The following is a 16,067-nucleotide window of genomic DNA, read 5'->3' as shown; positions in this document are numbered from 1 at the left end:
ACGATACATGTTGAAAACACTTACCGCGGAGCAGGTCCGGCACTTCAAGGAGTTTGGCTACGTTGCGCCGATTCGCGTCATGCCCGTGGCTCAGGCGCTGGAACTGCGCGAACGTCTGGAAGATTTCGAGCATGGCAACGACAAGCTGCGCAAGAAAGCGCTGAACGTGAAGAGCCATTTGCTGTTTGCGTGGCTGAACGAATTGGTGAGAAGGCGAGAGATCGTCGATGCCATCGATGATCTTTACGGTGAAAACCTGTTGTGCTGGGCGAGCAGTTTTTTCATCAAGGACGCGCGCGATCCCGCCTTCGTTTCATGGCATCAGGACTCGACCTATTGGGGGCTGTCGCAGCCCGACGTGGTGACGGCGTGGGTGGCGTTGTCGGAGAGCAATAAATCGAATGGCGCGATGCAGGTCATTCCCAAGACGCATCTGCTGGACCAGATTCCTCACCGCGATACGTTCTCCGAACACAACCTGCTCACGCGCGGGCAAGAGGTCGCGGTGGACGTGGATCAGTCGCAAGCGGTATCGATCGAGCTTGAGCCTGGCGAGATGTCGCTGCATCACGTGCGCATCGTGCATGGCTCGCCGCCGAACGCGTCGGACAAACGCCGCATCGGTTACGCGATTCGCTACATTCCGACCTACGTCCGCCAGCTCGAAGGCGATGACAGCGCGACGCTCGTGCGCGGTGTCGACACCTTCAATACCTTCGAGCACGAACCGCGGCCGACGGTTGATCTCGAACCGGAGTTCGTCGCGCTGCATCAGCAGATCGGCGAGCGAAACCAGCAGATCCTTTATAAGGGCGCGGCGCAGCGCCGCTGAACCTTCGAGCCTATGAACTTTGCTGCAGCGGTATTGACTGAAACGCGCCAGCCTTTGAGCGTTGAACGCCTGACGCTCGGCGCGCTTGCCGACAACGATGTCGTGGTCAACGTCCGTGCAACGAGCCTTTGCCACACGGACCTTGAAGCGGTGCGCGGCGATCTGGGCGTGCCGGCGCCGTTCGTGCCCGGCCACGAAGCGGCGGGCGTCGTGCAGTGGGTCGGAAAGGCCGTGACGCATGTTGCGGTTGGCGACCACGTGATTACATCGTGGAATCCGCATTGCAACGGCTGCTTCTTTTGCATGAGGCAACAATCCATTCTATGCCAGCAATATCGTGACCGTTCGCAAACGGCATGGCATTTCGATGGCCGGCCGCGCCTCTTTCTCGGCGACCAACCCGTGCATCAGCTGATGTATTCGGGGAGTTTTGCGGAACTGTGCGTGGTGACGGCGGACTGCGCGGTGCCGATCTCGAAAGAGATGCCGTTCGATCGCGCATGCTTGATTGGATGTGGCGTGATGACGGGCGTGGGCGCCGTGCTCAACGTAGCGAAGGTCGAAGCCGGGAGTTCAGTCTGCGTGATCGGCTGCGGGTCGGTGGGGTTATCGGCCATACAGGGCGCGCGGCTTGCGGGCGCTGAGCGCATCATTGCGGTGGATAGCGATCCGAAGAAGTTGCAATTGGCAACCACATTCGGCGCAACGCATACCTTGCTTGCCGATGAACATCTAAACAGCGCGCTCGCGGAACTGACATCGGGTCGAGGCGCTGATTATGTATTTGAAGCTGCCGGAAATCCCGCGGCGTTCCAGGCGAGTCTCGAGCTCGTGCGCGTGGGCGGCAATGTGGTCTGGCTCGGCAAATTGCCGGCGCAGGAGAACCTCGCATTGCGGTGGGGATCGCTGATGGGCGAAAAGCGTATCGTGCGAGCAAGTTACGGCGGCGCGGTGCCCGAACGCGATTTTCCGATGCTGGTCGATGCCTATTTCAAGGGGACTTTGCTTCTCGACGAATACATCACGGACCGCATCAAGCTCGCTGATATCAACACGGGACTGGACCGGCTCGCGCGCGGTATCGACATTCGTTCCGTCATCGAGTTCTGATCATGTCTCATCCGCCGATGCAACCCGGATGGATCGAATCCGCACATCACGAATGCGCGCTGGGCAACTTCCGGCTGGAGTCGGGCGAGTGTATTGAAGCGTTGAAGCTCTCGTACGTGGTGCACGGCGATCTCGCCGATCCGACGCGACCCGTCGTGCTTGGTCTGTGCGCGATCGGCAGTACGCATCATCGGCTTGATTTTCTGATTGGCCGCGAGCTTGCATTCGATCCCGCGCGGGTTACGATCATTGTCATCGATGCAATTGGCAATGGTTTGTCGAGCTCTCCATCAAACTCGGCGAAACAACCCGGCCGGCGGTTCCCGCGCTTCACCATTCGCGATATGGTCCGCAGCCAGATGGCGTTGCTCGATCAGCTTGGCGTATGCGGCCTTGAATGCGTGGTCGGCGCATCGATGGGCGGCATGCAGGCGCTGCAGTGGGGTGTTTCTTATCCGCAGTTCATGCGCAGCATCGTGGCGCTGACGCCGATGGCGAAGACCGCGCCATGGGCCGCCGCGATGAACCACGCCGCACGCCTGTGCCTCGAGTCGGGCAGCATGGAGGCGTGGACCGCGATCATGCATGTTTTCGCCATGCGCACGCCTGAGCGATTTGCCCGGGACGTGTCCGACGCCACGGCCGTTTCCGGCTGGATCGCGCAACGTGCAGCCTGGTGGGGCGCGCAGCAAAGCGATCCGCTGGACTGGATCTATCAGTCGTGGGCGTACGACGCGCACGATGTCGGCGCGACCGCGAGCTTCGACAACGATACAGAACGCGCGCTTCGATCGATCCGAGCGCGAACCTTGATCGGCGCACCCGAACTGGATCTGTATAACCCGGTCGAAGCAGCTGAATTTGCGGCGCGCCTGATTCCAGATTGCGCGTTCCTGCGTCTGCCATCGACGAGCGGTCACCTCGCGGCCACCGACGCCGACTCGCGATCCGCTGAATTTCTCAACCGTGAGATTGGCGGCTTCCGCGCCCGGTAACAACACGTCCCGCGCTGCTCCAGCCGATGCGCGATGCGCCGGGCGCCGATGCGCTAGAGTAACGCTTGATCGATCTTCCGGAACCGCGCGTCACGACCCAACATGAGCTCATTAATCGTCACACCAGAGGCTGAGCCGTCCGCCGAAGCCAGCGCTTCGATTCACCGGCGCGTCTATCTTCTGTTGAGAGAGATGATCGAATCCGGGCGCATCCTGCCAGGCGAAAAGTTGCTCGAAGCGCAAGTCGCAAAGTCCTTCAGTATCAGCCGGTCTCCCGCGCGCTCCGCGCTGGCCGCGCTTTGCGCCGACAAACTCGTGATAGAGAGTGAAGGGCGGGGGTATCTCGTCGCGGGCGGATCGGAGGGTTGTCCCGATGGCCGCTCCGCCACGCTCGATAAACTTGAATTGACGAGCACGCCGCAATGGGAACGCATGTACGCGGCTGTCGAGCGCGAGCTGTGCACGCGCGTGTTATTCGGTTCGGTGCGTATTACGGAAGAGCGCCTTGCGCAACATTTCAACGTCAGCCGTACCGTCGCGCGCGATGTCATGGCGCGCATGCACAGCGTGGGCGCATTATCGAAGGATCGCATCGGGCACTGGGTTGCAGAGCGCGTCACGGCGGAGCGCATCGGCCACTTGTTTGAAATGCGCAGGCTCCTCGAACCCACCGCGCTGATGCACGCGGCGCCGTTCGTCGGCCGGGAAAAGCTGGAAATCATGCGCGAGCGCCTGGCGGCGGAAATTGCGCGCGGCGGTTCGGATATGGATACGGCGGAAACGGATCTGCATATCGATTTGCTTTCGCATTGTCCGAATCGCGAAATCGTTCAGGCGCTTGCGCGCACGCACGTGCTGTTTGTGCCGACGCGTTATCTTGCCGACCCGTATCTGCGCATTCCTGGCGAATTGATCGATAACGCCTTTGCAGAGCACCTGCGCGTAATCGATGCACTCCTCGCCGGCAAGCCGACGCATGCGGCAAAGGAATTGCAGAAGCACCTCGACGAGGCCGATACACGCTGGATGCTGCGCTTCGATCTGGTAAGCCGCCTTGAGCAACCGGAACTGCCGCCTTATCTGAGCGCGATCGCTTCCTGACAAAATAGCAGGACCGCCTGTTGTTCCAGCAATTTTGCCCCCATATGGGTAAGCTCTTGCGATGTCGTCCACGCGTGTGACCGGGCCCCAAATTCCAAAACTCACCGTAGCCGATAAACCGCCGCGCCCGATCATTTGTCGTGGCAGGATATTGGATGAGTTCTTCCGCCGTCAGGCGTTCATTGTAAAAAGTGCCAAGTATGGAAACAGGTGATATGAGCCTCCTTCCCGAGGCGCACGCTGAATTACTGTGTTTTGTCGTCGCCACGGCTGCGGCGACGTACGCGCTCACGAGCGACTGGCGTGTCGATCACGTAGTGATCGCCTGCCGTTCATGGCTTTCGGGCAACCGCCTGCATATGCCTTGGCTCGACCGTGTTCGTCTCGGGCAACTGGCGTTGAAAATTGCACAGCGCGACTTGATTGGCGTTGGCATTGCTTTGAAACGTGCCGATGTCCAAGGCCTTTTCACTGGCGAAATGAAACTGAATCCGGCGAGTACCGTGGTTCAGCGGATGCTGCAGGTATGCCGCCACGCGCTGGAGGATCACCGGTTCGCGTGATCACGACAGCCGGATGCGCCAGCCGTGATCACGCATGAAGCTGGTTAGCTGACCGCGTAACGCTCGAGCCAATGTGCATACGGTGCGGGCAGCGTCCAGGCCGGACGGTCGATACCCAGCTTCTTCGCCGCATAGTACGGCCAGTGCGGATTCGCCAGATGCGCGCGGCCTACCATCACGAGGTCGAGCTGGTTGTCGCGAACGGTGCCGTCGGCGAGTTCGGGGGTGTCGATTCCCCACGCCGACGCAACCGGAAGCTGCGCTTCACGGCGTACGCGCTCGGCGATCGGCGCAAGGAACGCCGGCGCCCACGGAATGTTCGCGGTCGGCGTGGAAAACCCCACGCTGACGCTCAACAAGTCCAGACCGCCACGCTTGAAATTGCGGGCCAGCTCGATGGATTCCGCGAGTGTTTGTTCGTCGCGTCCATCGTATTCAATCACGCCGAAGCGCGCCGTCAGCGGCAGATGCTCGGGCCATACTTCGCGCACCGCGGCGAGCGTTTCCAGCAGAAAGCGGCTGCGGTTTTCGAGGCTGCCGCCGTAAGCGTCATCGCGCTGGTTCGAGTGCGTCGAGAAAAAGCTTTGGCCAAGATAGCCGTGCGCGAAGTGCAGTTCCAGCCATTCGAAGCCTGCGTCGCGAGCGCGCTTTGCAGCGGCCACGAAGTCCTGGCGCACGCGCGCGATATCGTCGAGCGTCATGGCTTTCGGCACCTTGGGCAGGCCGCCGCCGAACGCAATGGCCGATGGTGCGATGGTCGCCCAGCCACGCGGATCGCTTTCGGCAATATGGTCGTCGCCTTCCCACGGCCGGTTGGCGCTCGCCTTGCGGCCCGCGTGACCGATCTGGATTCCGGGAACTGCGCCAGCCGCCTTGATCGATGCAACAACCGGAACAAAAGCCTGCGCCTGTTCGTCGTTCCAAAGTCCGGTGCAGCCCGGCGTGATGCGGCCTTCCGGCGACACGGCCGTTGCTTCCACGATCACGAGTCCCGCGCCGCCACGCGCAAGCGCCGCCAGATGCACCCGATGCCAATCATTGATCAGCCCGTCGTCGGCCATGTACTGGCACATTGGCGGAATGGCGATGCGGTTGCGAAGGGAAACGTCTTTCAACTTGAAGGGTTCAAACAATGTCGGCATCTGCGAGGCTCCAAAAAACGCGCTGTTTCGATAGTTCGATAAAAATCGAATAACCGGAGTATCGCAGAATCCTTTACCATTTGCTTTATGCGCAACTATAACCATCCCGATCCAAAGGATTTCGCCCTCGAGCGGATCTTCAACGCCTTGAGCGACCCGGTGCGCCTGGACATCGTGCGGCATCTGGCGCGGGTGACGGAGGCCACGTGTGGCGAACTCGACGGCGGCAGGCCAAAGTCGAGCATGTCGCATCACTTCCGGATCTTGCGGGATGCGGGGCTCGTGCAGACGCGCGTGGCCGGCACGGTTCATCAGAACACGTTGCGACTCGATGAACTGGAAAGCCGGTTCCCCGGCCTCATGGAAGCCATTCTGAAACACGTGCTGTTGGAGGAAATGGCCTGAGGGCCATGCGTGCTTCAAATCAGGCTGCGCCCTGACGCGCGGCCTCGGTTGAAACGATCAGTCGTTGTTGTCGCGCTGGAATGCCTTTTCGATTTCGGCCTTGTGCGCACGATAAAACGCCATGTTTGCGGCGCTGGGAATCTTCGCTTTATCGACGTACTTGGCCTGCTTGGGATCGGCGAGCATCTGGTCCGTCATCTGCACGCGCATCAGAACGATTGCACCGACGGCGGCCTGACGTGGAGTCAAGCCGTGCCGGTCGAGCGCGGCCTTGCTCGCAGGCGTCTTCGCGATCGACGCGCTCATTGCGTCGATCGATGACAACATCGCCGCCGCCTTCTTCGGGTCATTTTCTTCGGGCCGCGCGCCACCTTCGGCGGCCGCGGCTTCGAAGCGCTTGAGGAAGTCGTCGGTGAGCGTGAAGTTTTGAACTTCCTTCTGGTCCGCCGCCGTGAGCGCGCGGGCGGGAAGGGAGGTTGCGAGCGCCATTGCAGGCAACACAATGACGCTCGCGAACTTCAACAACCGTTTGACACGGCTTTTCATCGCAACGCTCCTCTCAGGCATGCCGGCACGGCAGTCTCCGGCAATTCAGTTGATCTTCAATTGACCTTCAGTTGACCGCCTCGGCCAAGGCCGCCTTGAACGTCCTGCGCCTTGTAGCTGCGCAGCGCGACGACCATCTTGTTGTACGCATCTATAAAGGCCGCCACCGTGGCCTTGCCTTCCGGCGTCTTCGAGAAGCCGCCCAGACCGCCGCCAGCGCCGCCGCCGAGGCCCGACAAAGCCGCGCCGTAGTTGGTCGCCGTGGCGTTACCCTCGGCCGCTGAAATCTGGACTGCCGAGCGCACATCGAAAAGCGTGAGGGTCACGACCGATGCGCGGCTCTGCATGCCGCCGGCAAGTTTCGCGATTGCGGCATTTCCCACGAGCCCGCCGAGTACGCCGGTGACGCCGCCAATGGCCGAGTCGTTGATGACGATCTGCGGTTCCATGTAGTAATCGGCGGCGACGCGCTGTCCTTTCTGCTGTTTCGAACCCGCCCTGTATTCCCCGGAGTTGCGCTGCAAGGACGTGATGCGCGAGAGGCGTGCATCGGATTTCTGATTGCCGATCGACGTAATCACAAAGCAGTTCGATTGCTGGACCGCGAGCCGCAGCAACGGATCGATCGATGTCACCTGCGTCGCACTGCCGAATGCGCCGAACCAGTCCGCATTGCGGCCGTCGTCGACTGCAATCGTGCCGAGCGGCGCGGTGCAGCGTTCGAGGGTTTCATCGGCGCCGGCGCTCGTCGCGCCGCCCGCTGCGCCCGAGACGCCCGCGCTTTGTCCGCCCGTGGATACCATGCCGCCGCACGCGCTCAGCGATGCAGTCAGGAGGACCGCAAGCACTTTCTTCACGCCGGGAAATTGTGAACTGAGAGTCATGTTATTAGTTGCGTTGTGAGTGATTGGCACGCGACCCGCCGGCCTCGCACGAAGCCGGCGCACGTCGTTTAAAAGGGGGGCTTAATATCCGTACCAGCTACGTTGCTGCCAATGACCGTAGTACGGATAGCCAGACGACCAGTAGCCGTAATAGACCGCTCGCCATTCGGTTTGCCATTTGTAGTAGGTCTCCTCTGACTTCTTCGCAGCCCGTGCTTGCTCAAGAAGTTTGCGCGACTCGGCGTCGCCTCGCCCCGATGCAACCAGCAGCCATTTCTCGGCCTCGCGGGGATCGGATCCCATCTCTTCGAGGCCGAACAAATAGAAATTTCCCAGCGCTTTTTGCGCTTCGAGATCGCCGCCTTCGGCGGCTTTTCTCATCCACACGAGTGCCTGATAGCTATCCTGCCGTACGCCATCGCCGCGGAAATATCTGAGGCCGAGGTCATAGGCCGCGCGCGGTTCTTTTTGCGCCGCCGATTTCAATGCTGTGATACGGCCATCGTTATCGGCGGTATCGCCATTTCCCGATGCTTCGAACGACACCTGACTTTTGGGGCGGTTGCTGCATCCCTGGTCGTCGCAGATCCGGACTTGATCGCTGTGCGACGGGTTTTGGGCGCACGCTGCCAGCGCCAGGGCGGCGCACAGCGCCAGCCAGCGAGACTTCATCTTGATCCCCGATGCGCTTTGATTATCGATTGCTGTTCGTTGCGTCTAACGCCTGATGAATAAGGCGAGAAAATGGTAACAGTGACGCGTCAATCCAATTTGCCTCACTGTCTCCAAAACCTGCCTGAGCGTCTCAAATGCAACGAATCAATCAAGCTTTCCAAGTACCTCTTTTAATGAGCCGGCATATTGAGCGTTACTGGCGGCAGTTGAACCGGGTTTTTCCAATGACGACCCGCGATCGCGTGCTTCGCGTGGCGAATAACCGAAAGCATTGCGAAAGGTTCGGCTAAAGTGTGATTCGCTTTTAAAGCCGTATTCGAAGGCAAGCGTGGATATGCGGTAACTCGCGCCCGCAGGGCTTTCGAGTATCTGGCGTATTTTGTCGAGGCGGCGTTGTTGAATGTACGAAACAACGCCCGATTCGCGACTAAACAATCTGTAAAGCTGCGCACGGGATATACCGACATCACGGCAAATAAGCGACGGTGTCAGATCGGCGGATTGCAGGTTTGCATCAATAAACCGCCGCACCCGGGTAAAGACCGTTTGATTGATTTCATTTTCGGCGTCCGCCAGCGTAGCAATACACGGGGCGAGGGCAGCTGAAACCATCGCGAGTGTCGCCTGCTCGACATACGGCATTTCCGCCGGTGACAAGTTTGGCAACTGCCGGCGCAGCGCATGCATGTGATCGCCCAGCAGCGCGCTGAGCGGGCCTTCCAGCACGGTTCCGTGCAGATTTGCTGACTTGATGCGCGGATCGAGAAGATCACGCGCGATGGTTAATATGATCGTATCGCCGGCAATGATTTCCGAATCCAGCTCGCGCGCGAGATCGAGGATATAAATCTTCGACGGCTCTGTATTGATCGTCGCCCGGGCGGCATACCCGGATATCGAATGTGTAATGCCGAGGCAGAGATAAAAATGATCGAGTCCGTCCCGGCGTATCATTTGGGACGGGCGTTTGACGCTATATGCAACAGGATCATCTTCGCCAGCCCACGTGCCGCATCCCATTAACAGAGATCCGATGTATCCAGTCGACAATTTGTAGTTAAACCGCTGAGAAGCGGGTTTTTCGATGCCTACGTCGAATATCGCGTTGACTTCATCTCGCCATACGTCGAATCGCTGGTCCTCAGAATAGGCGTCGGTCGAGAAATGGAAAAGATAAGGATTCAAATTAGAACTCCGGAGTCGTGCCCGCACGATGGGAAGTGATGAAAACCAGGTGAAATGAAGATGAATAGCGGACTACGAAACGTATTATCTGGTTCTAGCTCAGTTTGCGCACAATGCGCAACAGCAACGTGACATCGAGACCAATTCAAAGTGGATTTATAGGGGTAAACCCTTGGTTATTCAGCGTGTTTTTTGGGCTCGTCTATAAAATAAACAGGCAGCGGATAATTCAACACGTGCCGTAGCGCATTGCTGTTTCAAATTAGGAGAAAGGTATGAAAACGCTGACCGAGCAGCTTGCTCAATACGCGGATTATCATCGCGACCGCCGAAACGTCGCCACCCACCTGGCGGGCATTCCGATGATCGTCCTCGCACTTGCCGTGCTATTGAGCCGCCCCGCATGGTTCGCCGGGACGTGGCCGTTTGCGCTTTCGCCGGGATGCGTTTTGTTCGTCGCGGCGACAATCTATTATCTTGTCCTCGACGTGCCGCTCGGCCTGATGATGGGGGTCGTTTCAGTGTTGTGTCTGGGCGTGGGACAGTGGCTTGCGGCGCAATCCACTTTCATCTGGCTGGTCACGGGAGCAGGGCTGTTCCTGATCGGATGGACGCTGCAGTTCGTGGGGCATATAGCCTATGAGCATCGCAAGCCTGCTTTCGTCGATGATGTCATCGGACTCGTGATCGGCCCGCTATTTGTTCTGGCGGAGGCGTTGTTCCGCTTCGGCTGGCGTCCAGGCCTGCATCGGACGATCAGGACAGGCAGGCGCGACTGACAAATTTACTGCGTCGGCCTTGATTCGATATCGGGCGAGCCCGTGCTTGCCAGCGCTGGATCGGGCGCAACATCATGGACATTGGGCGCAGCCTGTTTTTCAGCGCGCCAGCGTTGTTTCGAGCGGTACATGGTGCGCAGCGCCAGCCGCGCCATCTTCGGCCATCCGGAAGGCCGCGGGTCCGCAAGCATACTGAGCGCGCGGGCGTAATCCAGCGTCAGTCCCGGCGTCCATGCCATGGTCGCCGCGCGCTTTCTCACTTGCGCCGCGACCCACAATTCAGGCGTTGTCAGGATGCGCAAAAACGGTTTCCAGCCGCCGCCCTTGCCCCAGGCACGTACGGACGCGCCTTCAATAGCTGCTTCCAGCGCTCTCGCGACCGTACTCGAACAATTCCGGTAGGTGAGGTTGTAGGTTGTATCGCGCCGGTATTCCCGCCAAAAGCGCTCGAGGCGCACGGGATCGTAGTTGCGGATACGCACTTGCCGGGTCGACGGACACCACGCGGCGGATTCGGTCGCGTAGTCGGGCTGGAAGATGCCTGGGACATCGTTGTCGCGCGTCGCCCGGACGATGCGCGCAAACTCCTCCGGCGAGCGCTCGATCTCGGCCGCAGGGTACAAGCTGATGTACACACCTTCGGCCGACTCCAGCGCGGCGTGGCCCGTCGAAATCGCACCGTTCTTGTCGATGGCTGCAATGTATCTGTCGACAATGATTTGCCGCCGGGCCTGCGTCTTCGATGACCCCACCGGCGTCCAGACGTGCACGGTGAGCGCGGCTTCGTGGGGCGCGGGTGGCCCGTCCCATCGTTCGGCGGCAGCGATGGGCGCGCCTGCTGCTGCGCCGGTTCGTTCGGCAACCACAGCCGGATTGGTCGCCATGCGCCGGACGCGCACGGCGAGCAAGATCATGTTCCAGCCGCTGAAAAACAGACCAAAGGCCACACAGTAGGCGACGGTTCCTGTGTAGAAATCCGGATAGGGCTGATAGAAGAAGATCGCAATGCCAATTTCGAGCACGCCGCCAGCAATCGCGAGCCGCCACGTCCTGTAGCGCACCAGTCGAGCCGAGATGACTTGCAGGGCGCCATCGATGAAAAAGAGCGTTCCGAAGATGAGCGCAAGCGCGAAGTTACCGTGTTCGCCGCCGATCAGCACGAGGGCAGCCGAGAGGCAGAACGTCGTGCCTTTGACGTACCGCAACGAACGTTGGCCGCCCATGCCGGTCCACGCCACCGCGAGCGTGGCAAGTCCTTCGATCAACAGCAAGAGGGCGAATGGCGTGATCGGGAAGTAGAGAGAACCGTCGAGCGCGTCGATGAAAATCACCGTGCCGAGCGCGATACTAAAAAACCCTGCCGCCAACAGCCCGCGCCAGCGAGTCCGCAAATAGTCGACACCGAGAAGTATCATTACGAGACGCACCATTGCCTGCCTCCTGCCGGTTCGAACACCGGGCATGTACGCAATATAGTGCAGCTCTACTTTTTTTCGGACTAGCCTGGTTCGGAATGCGGCTGGCACTGAGCGCCGGTAACAATCCGGTTGCAAGGGCGGGCGCCACGACGGCCGGCGATCCGCGTCAGGCGTTCGTGCAGGGGTTCACTACAAATGCTGCGATAGCGACCTTCTAGTTCGCTGCTTCCACGTCCGGCAATTTCCACGTCTTGTCGAAGAACGGTTTCTCCGGCCCATAAAGCCGGAAGAGCACTTCGAAGCGTCCCTTCGGATCAGTCGGCACCCAATTGCTCTCTTTGCCGGCAGGCGCTTCCGGGGCGAAGTAGATATCGACGGAACCGTCCGGGTTCTTCTGCAGGCCCGGTGTATTGGAAGAACGGCTGGACCAGCGTGTCTCGCGTATCAGCGCGTGCGTTGCGCCGTCGTAGACGGTTGCTGACCAATACAGTCTCACTGGGGCGTTCGCCGGAACGTTGAGCCGGTAGCGCTTGCTTCCGTCGAGCCTGTTGCCGTCCTTATCCTTGATGGTCATCAAATAAAACTGGCCGACGCCAATCGTCTTCGCGCTGAAATAGGCCATTGAATAGGTGATGGCGCGGTCATCGACTGGGTACGCCTGCGGATTTGCAAAGAAATTCGGCATGCCTTCGGCAACGTCTTTCGATGCCGGCAACGCCCAGTGGCTCCCTTCGTTAAAGGGTGGAACGAATACTTTTTCGTATTGCACGTCGATGGACGCATGCGCTTCCCGCGCGGCCGCGTCGAACAAGGCACGCGTTCCGGCATCGGGCGAGAATGGCGCGCCCTGGCGAATACCGAGCGACTTCAGCATGTCGATCATGACCTTGTCGCGGGTCAGCCACGGCTCGCTCTGCACGAAACGATCGAGGGCATCGAAGAACCGCGCATCGTAGGGAATGTTGGCGTCGAACATCTTGCCGAAGGCGTCCACGAACACGGTTTGCGCGCCGTCCTTGCGGCCGGCTTCGCTCAGCGGATAGAACCTGATTCGCTTGCCATACGCCACCGCGTGCCCGATGTCCGCGTCGCTGCCGCTCTTCAGGTTCGAGCGCAGGATCGCATAGCCCTGGTTCGTATCCGAGCGCACGGGCATGTAGCCGGCAGGGATCTTGTCCTTGTAGCCGGGCGGCAAAATCAGGTACTTGCCTCCCTTGCCCTTGTCCAGACCCGCCGGGCCGACGTCTTCGAGCGCGTTTTGCCATGCATCGTCGATGCTTCCTGTGATGGAGCCATCGCCCGCTGGCGGTATTTCCAGCACGACCGGACCATTTCGGGTGTCGTAGAACGGCATCAGGTAGATCGTGTCCGGGTTCGGCGTCAGCGTCTGGTTCTTCCAGTCAAGAGGGCGCGACCAGTAAGCGACCTGGTTGGGCGCTCCCTGAACCGCCTGGAACGCTTGCAGCATCAATTGGAAGTTGACCGCCGGCATGCCCCAGATGACGGCTTCGACGGCGCGCCGCTCGACCGTTCTGCGGGCCAGATCGTCGGCGCTCCACGTCTGCGCGAATGCAGGGATCGATGCAGCCATGCAGAGCGCGACCGTGACTTTCGCGATGCCCGAAAAAATGAAATCTCTGCTGAGTTGGTTTCGCATGGTGCTTGTCCGAAGATCCTCGAAGCAACACGCCGGCGATCCGGCAATAAAGCCGACCAATAACAGATTTATCGAGCAATAACATCATTTGTTGAATGGGCATGCTGGCGTGGTGATGCTGGTCTTAATCCACACAATCAGCAGGGGATGGTTTCTGCGAGACCTTTAATGCGATGGTATGTTGCCGCAACCCTTCGTTTTGCCGCGTTCGCGCCACGTTGCTCAAGGCGAACGCCGTTCGACGAACCTCTCTTCTGCAAGCACTTCCAAGCCCAACCATGTTGACGGAAAACACTCCCTCTGCCGGCGAAACATTGCCGGAAAACGACGACACCGCTTCTTCGCTACGCCAGTGGTTATCGGTGGCGGCCGTGGCAGTCGGCGCATTCGCTTTCGTCACCACCGAGTTCCTGCCTGTGGGACTCTTACCCTATGTATCGCGCGAACTCGACGTCTTGCCGGGAACCGCGGGCCTGATGGTGACGACGCCCGGGATCATTGCGGCGATATCCGCGCCGGGCTTGATGCTTGGAGCAGGGCGAATGGATCGCCGGCATGTATTCCTGCTGCTGACCGCAATGTTGCTGGCATCGAACTTGTTGTCCGCATTCGCTCCCAATTTCGCCGTGATGCTTCTGGGGCGTGCGTTGCTCGGCGCCGCGTTGGGCGGCTTCTGGACCTTGGCGACTTCCGCTGCGAGGCGGCTCGTGCAACCGCGGGATGCAGCGAAAGCAATGGCCACGATATTGACTGGCGTGACCTGCGCGACCGTGATCGGCGTGCCGCTGGGGACGTTCATCGCGGGGCTGGCTTCGTGGCGGGTTTCGTTCATGGCGACCGGTGGGCTTGTCGCCGTTGCGCTCATTGCTCAGTTGGTGATGGTGCCGTCGCTGCCATCGTCTACGGCATTGCGCTTTTCCGACCTGACGTCGCTGCTGAAGCAGTCCCATTCGAGAAAAAGCCTGTTGATGGTGGCCCTTGTTTTCGGCGGTCACTTTGCGTCCTACACATACGTCACGCCGTTTTTGCTCGGCGATGTGCATCTCGACATTTCGACGATCACCTGGTTGCTGCTCGGCTTCGGCGTGATCGGCTTCGTGTCGAACTTCGCCGCCTCCGCGACCGTGGTCAAGAATCTGAAGATGTCGACTGCAACCATGATCTTCATCCTGACATGCGCCTTGTTGCTGATGCCTGCCTTGCAGCATTGGCAACTGGGCGTGAGCGCGATCGTGCTCGCATGGGGTATCGCGTTCGGCGCGTTGCCGCTGTGCTTCAGTGTCTGGATCCAGCGTGCGGCGCCTGATCAGCCGGAAGCCGGGTCGGCGCTTTTTGTCAGCATCATTCAGGTCGCGATCGCGGCGGGGTCGCTGGTCGGCGGAACGATCGTCGATCGCGCGGGCATTCCCGCCGACTTCTTGCTGGGCGGTTCGCTCGCGCTGCTGGGGCTTGTGGCACTGTTGAGTATCGGCGCTCGCGAAGAAAACGTGTCGGCGGTGCCAGTTACTTGCAACGCGACGCCGGAGTGAGGGAGGGGCGTGTTCTCACCGCGAGTGCGACTTGAACGCCTCGCCGCCCATTCCCGCATGATCTACCGCGGCAATGCGGTTACGGCCATTGTCCTTCGCTTGATACAACTGCGCATCGACGAGATTGATGAACGCCGTTGCATCCATTCGTCCGGTCGGCACGATCGTTCCGACACCAAAACTCGCCGTCACGCGTTGGTTATGCGGTGAACGTACGTGCGCGATCCCTTCATCTGATATCAGCATGCGGCAACGTTCGGCAATCTTCACGGCGTTTTCAGCAGGCGTATTGGCGAGAACCAGAATGAACTCCTCGCCGCCAAAACGCGCGAGGAAACCGTCCGGGCCGGCTGCTTCGCCCAGCACGCGGGCGATGTGCTTGAGGCATTCGTCGCCCTGTAGATGGCCGTAGTAGTCGTTGTACGACTTGAAGAAATCGATATCGACCATGATCAGCGAAAGCGGCGTTCCCGAAGCTTTCGATGCCGCCCATTCGCGTTCCATGACGCTGTCGAACATGCGGCGGTTGCCTGCGTTCGTGAGGCTGTCGTGGAATGACAGTCGTTCCAGTTCCTTCTGAAGCTGCGCGAGCTTTTCTTCGTTGCGTTTGCGTTCGCTGATATCGAACATGAAACCGACCAGTGAATCGACTTCGCCGTGCGCGTTGCGCACTACGTGCACCACATCGCGCAGCCAGACATAACCGCCATCGCGCGTGAGCGCGCGGTAATCGGCCTCGTGATCGGTGCCGGCCTTCGACTGCGCGACACAAAAATCGACGACCGATGCGCGATCGTCCGGATGCATGCGCTCGGCCCAGTCGTTGACGTTTTTCCAGCTCGAAGGCGGCCAGCCAAGCAGCGCTTCGATCTGTGGACCGATATACGCGAATTCCATCGTCGCCCAGTCGATTTTCCACGGGATCGCTTTGGTGGATTCGAGCAGGGTCCGGTAGATGGCGCTGTCGTCATCGATGAAGACGCGGGCGGGAGCGGCAGGGGTGGCGTCGTGCGGCAGGAAGGCTGCCCGAAGGTTACCTTCGTTGGTTTGGGTGTTGTCTGGATTGTCTGGGCTGGTCATGGGGCGGAGACTTCTGTATTCGTGGTTGCTGGAATCGTATGACGTTGTTAACGGCATCCCACGGTCGTTATTAAAAACGCGAGTGTGACGATGCATGTGCGCACGCCCAGGGGTATATCGGGTGATCAATAGATGACTTTACATAAGATAAATTATCAATTTTTAA

16 protein-coding genes are annotated in these 16,067 nt (G+C 59.8%); 8 read left to right on the top strand and 8 right to left on the bottom strand.

Annotated elements, in window-relative coordinates; genetic code table 11:
* Nucleotides 1–7 precede the first annotated feature (7 nt).
* From HB633_RS03005 to HB633_RS02985, 5 genes are all read left to right on the top strand, one after another.
* Nucleotides 8–832: a phytanoyl-CoA dioxygenase family protein gene (locus HB633_RS03005; protein WP_213776602.1), complete on the top strand. Its 825-nt coding sequence runs from the start codon at nucleotides 8–10 to the stop codon at nucleotides 830–832.
* Nucleotides 833–844: 12 nt separating this feature from the next.
* On the top strand, nucleotides 845–1,942 hold the full coding sequence (locus HB633_RS03000; protein ID WP_213776601.1) for a Zn-dependent alcohol dehydrogenase: 1,098 nt from the start codon (nucleotides 845–847) through the stop codon (nucleotides 1,940–1,942).
* A 2-nt stretch (nucleotides 1,943–1,944) separates the two neighbouring features.
* Entirely contained in the window at nucleotides 1,945–2,937 is a 993-nt protein-coding gene (locus tag HB633_RS02995; RefSeq protein ID WP_213776600.1) for an alpha/beta fold hydrolase, read from the top strand.
* Between the two features lie 102 nt (nucleotides 2,938–3,039).
* Nucleotides 3,040–4,038: a GntR family transcriptional regulator gene (locus HB633_RS02990; protein ID WP_213776599.1), complete on the top strand. Its 999-nt coding sequence runs from the start codon at nucleotides 3,040–3,042 to the stop codon at nucleotides 4,036–4,038.
* Nucleotides 4,039–4,253: 215 nt separating this feature from the next.
* A complete protein-coding gene (locus tag HB633_RS02985) occupies nucleotides 4,254–4,601 on the top strand; it encodes a hypothetical protein (protein ID WP_255580720.1) in 348 nt (115 codons plus the stop codon).
* Between the two features lie 44 nt (nucleotides 4,602–4,645).
* Here HB633_RS02985 and HB633_RS02980 read toward each other — a convergent pair whose 3' ends face one another.
* Nucleotides 4,646–5,743, bottom strand: coding sequence for an NADH:flavin oxidoreductase/NADH oxidase (locus tag HB633_RS02980; RefSeq protein ID WP_213776597.1), 1,098 nt, complete (start codon nucleotides 5,741–5,743; stop codon nucleotides 4,646–4,648).
* Nucleotides 5,744–5,830: 87 nt separating this feature from the next.
* Between HB633_RS02980 and HB633_RS02975 the strand changes: the two genes are divergently transcribed.
* Nucleotides 5,831–6,148, top strand: coding sequence for a helix-turn-helix domain-containing protein (locus tag HB633_RS02975; RefSeq protein WP_213776596.1), 318 nt, complete (start codon nucleotides 5,831–5,833; stop codon nucleotides 6,146–6,148).
* A gap of 57 nt (nucleotides 6,149–6,205) precedes the next feature.
* Here the strand turns inward: HB633_RS02975 and HB633_RS02970 are convergent, their stop codons facing one another.
* The 4 genes from HB633_RS02970 to HB633_RS02955 form a co-directional block, all read right to left on the bottom strand.
* Nucleotides 6,206–6,694: a hypothetical protein gene (locus HB633_RS02970; protein WP_213776595.1), complete on the bottom strand. Its 489-nt coding sequence runs from the start codon at nucleotides 6,692–6,694 to the stop codon at nucleotides 6,206–6,208.
* A gap of 56 nt (nucleotides 6,695–6,750) precedes the next feature.
* Nucleotides 6,751–7,578, bottom strand: a complete 828-nt coding sequence (locus HB633_RS02965; RefSeq protein WP_213776594.1) for a hypothetical protein — start codon at nucleotides 7,576–7,578, stop codon at nucleotides 6,751–6,753.
* An 81-nt stretch (nucleotides 7,579–7,659) separates the two neighbouring features.
* Nucleotides 7,660–8,250, bottom strand: coding sequence for a tetratricopeptide repeat protein (locus HB633_RS02960; protein WP_213776593.1), 591 nt, complete (start codon nucleotides 8,248–8,250; stop codon nucleotides 7,660–7,662).
* A gap of 147 nt (nucleotides 8,251–8,397) precedes the next feature.
* On the bottom strand, nucleotides 8,398–9,438 hold the full coding sequence (locus HB633_RS02955; RefSeq protein WP_213776592.1) for a helix-turn-helix domain-containing protein: 1,041 nt from the start codon (nucleotides 9,436–9,438) through the stop codon (nucleotides 8,398–8,400).
* A gap of 275 nt (nucleotides 9,439–9,713) precedes the next feature.
* Here HB633_RS02955 and HB633_RS02950 point away from each other — a divergent pair, with 275 nt between their 5' ends.
* Nucleotides 9,714–10,217, top strand: a complete 504-nt coding sequence (locus HB633_RS02950) for an Mpo1-like protein (RefSeq protein ID WP_213776591.1) — start codon at nucleotides 9,714–9,716, stop codon at nucleotides 10,215–10,217.
* A 5-nt stretch (nucleotides 10,218–10,222) separates the two neighbouring features.
* On the opposite strand, the gene HB633_RS02945 is transcribed toward HB633_RS02950, so the two are convergent.
* A complete protein-coding gene (locus HB633_RS02945) occupies nucleotides 10,223–11,647 on the bottom strand; it encodes a DUF308 domain-containing protein (protein WP_255580719.1) in 1,425 nt (474 codons plus the stop codon).
* Between the two features lie 202 nt (nucleotides 11,648–11,849).
* Nucleotides 11,850–13,292, bottom strand: coding sequence for a DUF1254 domain-containing protein (locus HB633_RS02940; RefSeq protein ID WP_255580718.1), 1,443 nt, complete (start codon nucleotides 13,290–13,292; stop codon nucleotides 11,850–11,852).
* Nucleotides 13,293–13,570: 278 nt separating this feature from the next.
* On the opposite strand from HB633_RS02940, the gene HB633_RS02935 reads away from it, so the two are divergent.
* Complete coding sequence (locus tag HB633_RS02935) at nucleotides 13,571–14,821, top strand: MFS transporter (protein WP_213776590.1); 1,251 nt, start codon at nucleotides 13,571–13,573, stop codon at nucleotides 14,819–14,821.
* Nucleotides 14,822–14,836: 15 nt separating this feature from the next.
* Here the strand turns inward: HB633_RS02935 and HB633_RS02930 are convergent, their stop codons facing one another.
* Nucleotides 14,837–15,901, bottom strand: a complete 1,065-nt coding sequence (locus tag HB633_RS02930) for a sensor domain-containing diguanylate cyclase (RefSeq protein WP_213776589.1) — start codon at nucleotides 15,899–15,901, stop codon at nucleotides 14,837–14,839.
* Nucleotides 15,902–16,067: the final 166 nt, after the last annotated feature.

The sequence above is a fragment of the Caballeronia sp. dw_276 genome, from assembly GCF_018449635.1.
GTDB lineage: Bacteria > Pseudomonadota > Gammaproteobacteria > Burkholderiales > Burkholderiaceae > Caballeronia.
The sequence above is the reverse complement of the archived record's forward strand: the minus strand, read 5'-3'. Positions and strand labels throughout refer to the sequence as shown.